Consider the following 10,368-nt stretch of genomic DNA (forward strand, 5'->3'; position numbering starts at 1 on the left):
GTTGGGGGCGGCGACGTCCAAGTTGCGTGGCGGGCCTGGAGCGGCCACAGACGGGCGTGCGGGCGTCGTCACGCTCCCGGTCACATAGGCCGACTGCCCGGCGCTGTTCGATGCCCTCACCCGCACCTGATAGAGAGTGGACGCCACGGCCGTAAGTACATAGGAGGTGCCCGACACCTCCGCGGTGGTGTATGCGCCGGTCGAGCCGACCCGGTGCTCAAGGTCGTAGTGCTCGACCGCTCCCCCCGTGTCCGGTTCGTCCCAGGAGATGTTGACGGTGTCGAAGCGGGGGGATGCCACATCCAAATTGCGTGGGGGGCCGGGGGCCACAACCGCTACGGGGGTGCCCGACTCTCCGGTCTCCAACAGTCGTAGGCGCATCTCGGGCACTTGGGCGTTGCCCCATGAGAGGCCCCGGCGGGTGACCACCGTTTTGGCGGCCAGGTTGACCCCGCGGCGGCGGTCGAGCAGCCCGAGGTCCACGTAGTCGCCGTAGTCCAGCGCGGCCACCAGGCGACTCTTAGCAGAGGTTTCCTGCCAAAGCGGGAGGGTCACATCGTGATATGTGCGAGGCTCGGCCAAATCGTCGAGGTCGGCCTGGATACGCTCGGTGTTGCCCGACCCAGTAACCCACACCGGCCACACCACCGCTCGGATGCCCCATTGTCCTTGGGACGGGATATTGTCCACGACCTGCTCGGCAGTTTGGGGAGTGGTGGCCGTCCACGACACCCGGAGAGTCACCCGGAGACGGTGAGCGGAGCGGTGCGCCGCTTGGACTTGGGTTTGGTCGGCGGCCCGGACCGTGAGAGTGGCCCGGGGTCAGAGCCGACCGGTAAAAGGGAAGGTCGTCGAGGTCGTCGTAGTCCCAATTCTGGGTACTCATCTGCCCACGGGAGTTGGTGATGGCCAGCGTCCAGGAGATGGCGTCGGAGGCGCTGACCGCCCTCATAGTGACCGCCAGTGTCTCCCGCCCGTTTATGTTGGACTGACTCCCGGAGGCCGATATGAGGCTGGAGGGGATGGTCACCCACGCGTAACGCCAGTGGTAGGTGAAGGGGTCGTTACCCACCACGAGCTGGGTGGCCGCTACCTCGATCTCCACTTTGGCCACCGACACCGACATTCTTCCGAAGGTGGTCGGGGCGGTCGGCGCCGGCTGGCGGAAGGTGACCGTAGGGAGGGTCTCTACTCCCGTGTGCTGGTACCGTCCCCGTCCCGTCTGAGAGTCGGCTGTTTCTCCAACCCCGTCCCAAGACCCTTGGGCATCTGCTCCCACTGTCTCGGATGCGGGCGCCACATCGAAGGGGATTCTTAGCCGGTTGCGTACCTGCTCCACCCGCTTATCGGTCTCCACATTTTGTATGAGCAGGGCCGCGCTGCTGACCGTCTTCTGGTCGGCGGCGGGGGGGAGCCTGCCGTAGGTGGGCATTGTGAGCCTGCCGAGTCGGTCTTCTCCGGCGAGTCGTCCGCCCACGAGAGCGGCCAGTGATGCGACCTCGAACCCCCTACCTTCAAACATGAATGGAGCGAAAGTGATCCCCGCTCCGGCGGCGCCGGTCAGCCGAGGGGCCGCGCCGGTCACCTCAGCCCATAGCGTGGAGTCGGTGTAGAGGTTGGCGCTCGCCGAGGAGACATCCACCTGCCGGGTGGCGTACTCGTCCAACTTGCCCGAGAGCCGATAGCGGGTTTGGGGGCGGCCCGCCCTGGGGACCGCCCTCGGCTGGTCTACCCACCCCTCCCACAATGTCACCGTGTCGAGCGTCACCCGGATGGCCGCCCTCGTGGACAACTGGGCCTCTGTCCACCGGCTGGAGCCGCCCGGCTGATAGTCCTCGCCCTCCAACACCAGCGTGCCGCGGGCGGTCTCAACCGTCGACCGGTCCGGGTTGGTCTCACCGCTCCCGTGATCCACCCGACCGGACCCCACCGCCCCCGAGATATCCGCCGACACACCACCCCAATCGGCGGACACGGCCACCCGAGGGCGAGACCGGGCCATCAGCCGAGAGCAGAGATCAGGATCGCCGACGCCAAGCCGATTATCCCGACGATCCACACACCCGCCCAGAACCTAAAGCGACGGCTCCGAGCATCCAGGATCCGATTGGCATCAAAGATGTCCGGATGATCGCCGATCCTGGACCCGCTGGCCATGGCCTATTCGATTACCTTCGGGCCGTGCCTCTTGAGGTAGCGGGCCTGCCTAACTGACAGATCGGATGTGGAGATGATCTCCAAATGCTTTAGCCTCAACTCAACCGAAGCCCGTATCAATTGTTCGGTCTCCACATGGCCCTTTACATGGTTCTTCAAATCCCAGAAATCGGGGTCATCCTCACCAAACCACCGCGGGCCATTCAAAAGCCTCTTGTGTTTTTTGTAGAGACGAATGGCCAAATATTCGGCCCTCTTTGGGATAGTGAATAGGGCCAAATCCGAGAGCGTTCGATTACACCATTTACAACTTTGAACGACTCGATCCTCGGCGTTGCTCGCTCGGGATGGTATCAAATCCGTCCATGATGCGGGAACAACATGATCCCACTCCTCGGCGGGGTCGCCACAATAAACACAAGTCCAAACATCGGAAGTGAGTAGCAGCGTAAACGCGTCCAGGTTCTTCAATCTCATAATGTTCCTTCCAGGGTCAATTCTCCCCTGTTGGCGGCCCTCTGGACCTCCTCCACAACATAGCGGCCCAGGAGGCGTTCGTCGAGCATCAGGTTTAGGATGAGAGGCCCCATAGCGCCATTTCCGGCCCCTCCCCCCGTCTGGTAGTTGCGTGGGAGGGGTATGACCGCTTCGGGGCCGCCGTCGCCGACTACGGCGAGGGTGGGCCGCCTGACGATGCCACCAGAGCCCAACACTGGGGTGCGGGGATCCAAATTTTCTGACGGGGCTCGGGTGACCCCGGAGCCGGGGCGGTGGGGGCCTTGTACGGGGGTTTGGGGGCGGGTGTCGATGGGCTCGGGGAGGATGCCCGGCCCGGCGGTGCCGGTCTGCTCACGCTGCCGCTGGCGGCGTTCCTCCTCGGCCTCCCGCTCTTGTTGAGCCCGATATCTGGCGGGGCCTATGGCCCTGGCCCGTCCGGCGGCGGCGGCCAGCCGGTCATACGAAGAGATGGCCCGCCGGGCGGCGGCGGCGCTCTCGTCGATCTGGTCGGCGGTCTCGTCGGCCTCATCACCCAACGCGTCGACGCCTTCCCCGGCGTTGTCCGACGCCGTGCGTAGCGCCCCGTAGACGGTGGTTTGGCGCTCGGTGATGGCGTTCACCCTCGCCAGCGCGGCGTCGAGGTCCACATATTGGCCCTTGAGCTCCACGGCGCCGAATGAGAGGCGGGTGGTGGCCAGGGTGGCCTCTTCGGCGGCCCGTGCGAGGCGGAGTTTGCGGAGTTCAAGCTCGTCGGTGGCCTGGGCCTGGTCTCGGTAGGTTCTGACCACGTAGTTGGCGGCGTTGGCCGCCGTCTCCAGAGACGGTAGGAGCCCCTCGAATATGGTTTGGCCGAGGCCGCTCACGGTGTGGCGTAGCTCGTTCATGGTGTCATTAACGCGGGCGCTCGCGTCGGCGGTCTGCTGGGAGAGGATGTTGCCGGTGCGTTCGGCCTGCTCCCCCAGCCGGCGGAGGCCCTCGGAGCCGCCCCGGAGCAGAGGAAGGAGTTCTGCCCCGGAGCGACCGAGGATGTCTTGGGCGTAGGCGAGTCGTTGGGTGGGGTTCTCCACCGAGCGGATGGCATCAGCGAGGACGGCGAACTGCTGCTCGGGTTCGAGGGCGGCCAACTCTTTGGCGTTGATGCCCAACTCTTCGAACGCCACCCGAGCGTCGCCGATGCCCATGGCGGCGTCCACACTGTTGGCCGCGAGGCGCCGCTGGGCCTTGACCACCACATCCAGCGAGGTGCCCGACTGCTCGGCGGCGAACCGGAGCCGGGAGAGCCCCTCGGTCGAGATGCCGGTGGTCTGGGAGAGCTTTTGCAGCTCATCCGACGTTTTGAGGCTGGTGGTGATGAGCCTCCCGAGACCGGCGAGCGCGCCGGTGGCCATCCCCGCCAGAGCGACCCCCGAGAGCCGGGAGAACCGGCCTATGGCCTGGGTTTGGGCTCCGACGCCCTTGAGGTTGCGGTTGAGCGACCGGGTGCCTGCCCGTGTTTGGTCACGGAGCCTCACGAGGAGGTTTAGGGTGGCCACTTAGCCCACCCGGCCCGTCGATTGTTCGGCCCTGGCCCGCGCCCGCGCCCGGCGGCGGGCGTTGAGCCGCCTCTGCTGGCCGCCCCAGAGCATCCGATGCGACCAGAGCGTCTTCACGCTCTTAAACACCGAGATGGTGAGGTCGCCGAAGTTGTGCTCCAGCCATCGGGTGGCGTAGAGAGTGGCGTTGGGATCGCCCGGCAAATACGCTTTGTCGGTCCGAGGGTCGACGGTCTCCACGAAGATGGCGTACACCTCCGAATTGCGGAATGCGATCCTTTTGTCGCGGCGAATGAACGCGGTGAACCCCCGGAGGCTCTCGCCGGTGACCACCGGCCAGAGCGGATTCTCTCGGAGTAGCTCCCCCGCCTGATCTCTCAAATTTTCCAATATCACGGGGTCCTCGATGAACGAGTCGGGGCGGTATCGGGGGTCGCCGAAGAACCCCGGCTCGAACGCGTCGCCGGAGGTGAGGTTGGTGAGCCGGTTGCCCTGGTCGTCGAGGAGGACGTCGACGACGAAGCCGACGGCCTGGCCGACGCTGGCGGCGGGGTTGGCGACCATTTAGGGGCCGACCGCTCGGATGGTGGCGGCGATGTACGGGCGGCGGGTACCGGCCACCCGATGGTCATAGTCAACATGGGAGGAGAGCAGCTCGGGAAAGCAGTCCTCCACTTGGTTGAGCGCATCGGTGAGCCGCTCGTCCCAGAGCTGGATGTCGTCGCCCTCGGCCCACTCCGACGATTCGGCGGGGCCGAAGATGATCCGCACCACCACCGCCACCCGCCGACGGTTGGCCAACGCGACCGTGCCGACATAGCGGGTGGAGACCACGGGCTTGGTGGAGAGCCCCCGGAGCTCCGGCGCCTGCCAGGGCGAGAACGTCCACCGGCCATCCGTGGCGAGGGCGGTGTCTATCCGCCCCTTGAGACCCACCTACACCTCCGGGTCGGTGTCGGGCTCGGCTACTGGGTCGGAGACGGCGTTGGGGCCTCCCCGGCCCTCCACCGGCTCGGCGTCGAATAGCCCCGAATCGAAGATGTGCGGCCAATCTATGGCCGCCTCCAGCAGTGTCTCCAGCGCCAACCGCAAGGTCGTTTGGATCTGCGACGTCTCGGCGTAGAAGTGGATATAGAGCCGCTTGAGCGCCTCCCCGGAGAGTGTCTGCCCCTGGAGGTTGGGGAGCCCGGCGATGTCCCGGAGGGCCATGTTCATCGCCTCCACCTGGGCCAGGGCGTGGGCCACTCCCTCGGTTTGCGGCTGGAGGTATTCGATGTCCAGGAGGTCGTCGGGGAGGTGGATGGTGTCACCCGTGATGATCCCGAGTTGCCCCTCCAAGATTTTTTGGTTGGCCTGAATTTGGGTGTCGTCGGCGGTCACATTAAACCGGGCTCGGGCGTCCAAATCCCCTTGGCGAAACACCGGCGAGGGGGCGGTGAACAGGTCGAGCACCCGCGAGTTGGTTGAGTATCGGCGGGCGATCTCGGCCACCGGAGCCCATATCTCCAAGTATTTGGCGCTTCCCCAGATGCCCTGGCGGGGGTCGCGGGCGACGACCTCTACCCGCCCGTCTCCGAGCAGCTCACCGTCCAAGTGCTCCCCGATCTGGGTCTCGCCGTCGAAGGCGTAGGTGTCTCTGGTCACCCCGGACTCGGCCACCCACACCACATCGAGGCGGTCGGGGCGAATGTCGGGGGCCTCGTCGGAGAGCCACGGCGAGACGAAGAGGTGCCCCATCTCTCGGGTGGGGTACCAGTTTCGGGGCTCCACCACCGACAACCCGCCGCCGAGGCGGAGGAGCAGGCATCCGCCGTAGCGGGTGAGGTCGATGAGAGCGTCGAAGCACACCTGTATGAGCCCGTTTTCGTCGCCCATCACCCGGGTGTTGGGTTCGAGCTCCTCGATGGTCTCGGCGGTCACCGACACCCCCGGAGCGGTCGGCTCGCTCATGAGCAGCAAGTTGGCCAGTTTGACGGAGTAGGCCTTGAATTCGTTTACGACTACGGGGTTGGCGCCGAGGTCTATGGCGGCTCCGAGACTCCCCCGCCATAGCCCCGCCAGATAGTCGAGCCGCTTGTTGCGGGCGCGGAAGCGGGCGGGTGGCCATTCCTTACGGGGGCCGATCTGGTCGGGGCGGATGTAGACGTCGAAGGAGACGGGATCGGTGAGAGTGGTGGTGAGGTCGGGGGCCTCGATGCCGAGACCCTCGTAGGAGGTGCGATAGGCCATCGCACCCAGGATACAAGAGAGGCCCCCGCCGGAGCGGGGGCCTCTCTGGGTTTGTCCTCTTGAGAGAAAAGGAGCCTACCGGACGTTAGCGGCCTATGGCGGTTGAGCAGTAGTAACACCCGAGATGTGAGGTGTCGTCGGGATCGGCGGGCGGGAAGTACCCGGTTCTCTGGCACCGCCGTACGACGGTCTCGTAGTTGGGATGGCATCCGCACTCGCACCCGTCCTCGGGGGTGATGGTGACGGGGCGGGGTGGGAGGGTCGCTCGGTTGGCCGCGAGCGAGGCGGCGGTGTCGGGATTCGGATTCATGTGATAGTGTCCTCTCTTGGAGCGCCCCATCCGGTACAGGCCCAGGTCTTGATGTCGTACCGACGCCACCGGTTGTAGCTGGGGTAGAGACCCTGGTGATCGACGCGGATGTTCCATCGCTCTGTCCACTCGTGGACGGTGTAAGCGCCGCACTCGGCACAGAAGGCCTTCGCTTTGGGGGGGCTGGGTGTTTCTGTCATAAGATGTCATCTTACACACGGTCACGCCAGTTGTGCAACTCAGGAGCCTAAACCTCTTGTCGAGACTCCCGCCATTTCTCCCGTAGCCACTGGATGAACAGGTGATAGTCGAACCTATGAGGGGGTTCTCCCTGCTTGTAGGCGAAGTATTCGGCCTCGGTGGTGGGGAGTGAGGCCCCGAGAGCGTTACAAAGCTCGAGAGCGTAGGCTCTCTGCTTGTCCGTGGGCGGTCGGGTGCTCTCCAGGGCCTCGGCCCCGAACATTAGACCAACCCGAGACGCCGGGCGTGATGCTTGGAGCGTATGACCCGCACGGCCCGCTTGGGGCCTGCTCCGGTCCATTGGTCGTAGCGGAGGGCGTCGACGCCGTGGTCGTTCTCCTTGAGGGGTTTGTCCTCGCCGCGGAGGGCGGCCCGGTCGTCCCACTGGTAGTTGTGGAGCTCCTTGACGAGGTGGTGGCATCGGGAGGCGATGAGGAGGCGGTGCTCCTCGGTCACGGTGCGGAGGTGCTGCAGGGCCGGGGCTACGGTGTTGTCGGCGACTATCACTGGCGCTTGGATGCGCTCTCGGAGGGCCTGCCACATGCTCATGGCGTGCGGATCGACACTGACGCGGGTGAGGCGGCGGTCTCCGAGCCATCGGATGATCCGCCGAGCCTGTTCGGCCTCTGACAGTGGGCCGGCGTCTTGGCCGTCGTAGCGCCATTCGTCCATGGCCCACTGGGTGCCGTCGCCCATATGTGCCACGAGGACGGCGTGGGTGACGCTGGAGTGGGCCCAGTCGACGCCCAGGGTGTATTGCCAGGGCGCAAAATCGGTGGGCAGGACGCGGATGGCCTCGGCGATGTGCGGGAAAATAGCGCCACTGCTGACGGCCCACTGCCCGAAGACCATCCGCTTCTTCATGGCGCCGTGGTAGCGGCGGTGGAGCCCGGCCACATAGCTGGCGGTCAATGTGGGGTTGTCGGCCAGCTCGAATGGAATGTGAACCATGGTGTGGCCGTCGGCGGCGTCCACCCAATCGGTCTTGATCGGGTGGGCGGGGCCTGCCGGGTTGGTGACCAGCACAAATTTGGCGTTGGGTCGGGAGCACCGGTCGGCGAGCGAGTTGAGGAATTCGTCGTCGAGGAGGGTGGCTTCGTCTCCGAGAGCGCCGCGGGCGGCGAACGAGCGGGCTTGCTGCTCGCTGCCGCTCTTGCCGCCGAGGAGCACGAAGAAGCGGTTATAGCCGCCCCTCGTCGACCTCATGGTGTAGTAGTCCTCCCGCCGCCGCCACCCGGCGCCCATCATCTGGCTCCACTCGGTGGCGTATCGGAGGATGGTTCCCTGGGCCTGCTTACGGGAGCGGGCTCCGAGGAGGAAGTCTTCGCCGGTGTATGAGCTGGTGGCCCACCAGAGAAAAGCGTGGATGCTGGAGAGGGTCTTGCCGGATTGGACGGGGCCGACCACCACCACGCTCTCGGTCTCCGGCGACTGGGATATGGCCTCCACCACCCGCTTCTGCTTAGGTGACCACTGGATCATCGGGCAGTCCTTATTTCTCTTCCGCGGTCTCTCCCGCGTACGTACCCGTTCCACGCCAGGAGCTCGTGGGCGGCCATTTTGAGGAGCTCGTAGGGGTTGATGCCGAATCGGTAGCCGAGAGCGAGAGCGACGGCGTACGGGTCGCTCACGAGCGGATGAGAGGCGAGGCCCTCGCCGTGGGCCTGCCCCACCCGATACGCTCGGTCAGAGGCTTTTAAACGCCGGGTGAGCGGCGTATACCTCCCCGATGAGTTGGAGGGGCAAATCTGCCGGTTCGATCATCCCCTCCCGGTCAGATAGGTCGCACATCACCCCGAGAGCGCCCAACACGGCCTCGATGTGTCTCTCGTCGTCGTCGGCGTCCTCGGCGGCCTCAACAGCCGCCACGTGCTCCAGGTAGGCCCGAGCGGTGAGGATGTTGTACGAGGCGGAGAACACCTCGGGGCCGGTCGGCCCGTCCACCTCGAACTCCCGCCGCCATAGCTGCTGGGCTCCGGTCATGTGACGTCACCATCGACGGTGACGGTCACCGAGAAGGTGCGCTTGCCGCGGTCCTCGAACGTGCGGGAGATGGCGAATATGGCGTCGAATGTGATGGCGGCTACGCCCGTGGCTCGGGTGAACTCCACCTTGTAGCGGCGACCGTTGCCCCCCAACAACACGGGGAGGGTGCGCTCGGTTTCGTCGATGTCGAAACTGCCGGTGAGTACCACTCCCCCGGCGTTGTGGGTGGTCGTCAGGCCCCCCGATTTGGATTCGAAGGTGTTGGGGGTGGGCTCCAAAGTGAGGCCGGAGAACCCCGACTCGAGGCCGGGTTCGGCGATGGTCACATTGGCCGTGGCGCCCAGCCCCACCTTGAGTACCTGTTGGGAGCCGGAGCGGGCTCGCACTGTGCTGCTAGCCACTGGCGACCACCTCCCTGGCCCCCACAAGGACGAACCCGGTGGCGGCGGCGGTCGAGGAGTCGATAGTCACCGCGGCGGCGGTGGTAGACAGGCTGACCGTTTGGACGCCGTTGGACTCGGTCAGGTTGTGCGACGTGCTCCCGTCGGCGAGTACCAGATTGGACGCGGTGCCTATGTCGGTCACCAGAATGTAGGCGACGCCCTCCTGGTCACGCCCGGCGTTGGCCGCGAGCACATTGACTGGGCTGCCTGCCGGGTTGGTGGTGAACGGCACCACCGTACGACCATAGCCGCCCCTGCCCGCCGCGGCGAGGCTCCAGGGGCGGGTTATGGCGTCAGCCGCCGGCGCGTCGATCCCTGGGCGGGCGAAACTCACGGGGTGAGCCTGCCAATGCTCCAACGGCCCACCCGATTGGAACACCATCAGCGTCGGCGGGGTCACCCCCGACGAGTAGGCCGACCCGAGGAGGCCGGCGATTACCGCATCATTTGCGGCGGTGTCGTACAGGGTGGAGAAGTCGTAGCCGGTGCCCACCGCATGCACCGAAGCCAGTTCGATCTCCCGCCCGAAATAGTCCTCGTTCGTGACGTCCGCGGTGCCGTTCACGGTCATCCCGAGCAGGTTGGTTACCTGGTGGGCCGCAGAGGCGGTGGCCACCCAGATTTGGAGGTCTTTCGTCCTCCCGATGGTCACGAGTCGGCACCCCCGTCAATGCTGGCGTAGGTGAAGAGCGACGGCTCGAGGGTGAGGTATCCGTAGTCGCCGACCTGCCGGAGCAGGTGCTCGGGATTGTCGGAGATTTGGTTGGTCTCCGGCGTCCAGTACTGGACGAGCGGCGCCCGGATGGCGGCGGCGGCCCCAGCCGACACCCCGCACAACACCGGCCAGTTACGCCCCCGGAGAGCGAACGTGTTCGCCCCCGCAGTTGTCGGGATGGGGATCCCGTTCCAGGAGAAAATGTCGATGTCGAACAGTCGCCCCTTATACCCGACCCGAGCGAGCACCGAGTTGTTT

The 10,368-nt window shown here is 65.7% G+C and carries 14 protein-coding genes; all 14 read right to left on the reverse strand.

Annotated elements, in window-relative coordinates:
• Positions 1-510 (reverse strand): fibronectin type III domain-containing protein (locus ACOGXA_RS00005; protein WP_419923559.1); only part of this gene is annotated, 510 nt, incomplete at its 3' end.
• A gap of 10 nt (positions 511-520) precedes the next feature.
• The gene (locus tag ACOGXA_RS00010) at positions 521-2,059 is read right to left on the reverse strand and encodes a hypothetical protein (protein WP_419923560.1); all 1,539 of its coding nucleotides are present in this window, start codon (positions 2,057-2,059) and stop codon (positions 521-523) included.
• Between the two features lie 101 nt (positions 2,060-2,160).
• A complete protein-coding gene (locus tag ACOGXA_RS00015) occupies positions 2,161-2,628 on the reverse strand; it encodes a hypothetical protein (RefSeq protein WP_419923561.1) in 468 nt (155 codons plus the stop codon).
• Positions 2,629-2,630: 2 nt separating this feature from the next.
• Positions 2,631-4,166, reverse strand: a complete 1,536-nt coding sequence (locus ACOGXA_RS00020) for a hypothetical protein (RefSeq protein ID WP_419923562.1) — start codon at positions 4,164-4,166, stop codon at positions 2,631-2,633.
• A 21-nt stretch (positions 4,167-4,187) separates the two neighbouring features.
• The gene (locus ACOGXA_RS00025; RefSeq protein WP_419923563.1) at positions 4,188-4,751 is read right to left on the reverse strand and encodes a hypothetical protein; all 564 of its coding nucleotides are present in this window, start codon (positions 4,749-4,751) and stop codon (positions 4,188-4,190) included.
• Positions 4,752-5,123: a hypothetical protein gene (locus ACOGXA_RS00030; RefSeq protein WP_419923564.1), complete on the reverse strand. Its 372-nt coding sequence runs from the start codon at positions 5,121-5,123 to the stop codon at positions 4,752-4,754.
• Entirely contained in the window at positions 5,124-6,416 is a 1,293-nt protein-coding gene (locus ACOGXA_RS00035) for a hypothetical protein (protein ID WP_419923565.1), read from the reverse strand.
• Positions 6,417-6,501: 85 nt separating this feature from the next.
• Positions 6,502-6,726 carry a hypothetical protein gene (locus ACOGXA_RS00040; RefSeq protein ID WP_419923566.1) on the reverse strand — a complete coding sequence of 75 codons (225 nt, stop codon included), beginning with the start codon at positions 6,724-6,726 and terminating at the stop codon, positions 6,502-6,504.
• A 462-nt stretch (positions 6,727-7,188) separates the two neighbouring features.
• Complete coding sequence (locus ACOGXA_RS00045) at positions 7,189-8,448, reverse strand: terminase large subunit domain-containing protein (RefSeq protein WP_419923567.1); 1,260 nt, start codon at positions 8,446-8,448, stop codon at positions 7,189-7,191.
• Complete coding sequence (locus tag ACOGXA_RS00050) at positions 8,445-8,597, reverse strand: hypothetical protein (protein WP_419923568.1); 153 nt, start codon at positions 8,595-8,597, stop codon at positions 8,445-8,447. The genes ACOGXA_RS00045 and ACOGXA_RS00050 overlap by 4 nt, the downstream gene beginning before the upstream one ends.
• Positions 8,598-8,652: 55 nt before the next feature.
• Positions 8,653-8,949, reverse strand: a complete 297-nt coding sequence (locus tag ACOGXA_RS00055; RefSeq protein WP_419923569.1) for a hypothetical protein — start codon at positions 8,947-8,949, stop codon at positions 8,653-8,655.
• Complete coding sequence (locus tag ACOGXA_RS00060; protein WP_419923570.1) at positions 8,946-9,353, reverse strand: hypothetical protein; 408 nt, start codon at positions 9,351-9,353, stop codon at positions 8,946-8,948. The genes ACOGXA_RS00055 and ACOGXA_RS00060 overlap by 4 nt, the downstream gene beginning before the upstream one ends.
• Positions 9,346-10,047 carry a hypothetical protein gene (locus ACOGXA_RS00065; protein ID WP_419923571.1) on the reverse strand — a complete coding sequence of 234 codons (702 nt, stop codon included), beginning with the start codon at positions 10,045-10,047 and terminating at the stop codon, positions 9,346-9,348. The genes ACOGXA_RS00060 and ACOGXA_RS00065 overlap by 8 nt, the downstream gene beginning before the upstream one ends.
• A partial coding sequence (locus tag ACOGXA_RS00070) for a hypothetical protein (RefSeq protein WP_419923572.1) occupies positions 10,044-10,368 on the reverse strand: 325 nt, incomplete at its 5' end. The genes ACOGXA_RS00070 and ACOGXA_RS00065, both read right to left, overlap by 4 nt.

The organism is Candidatus Poriferisocius sp. (assembly GCF_965208475.1).
Taxonomy (GTDB): Bacteria; Actinomycetota; Acidimicrobiia; order Acidimicrobiales; family Bin134; genus Poriferisocius.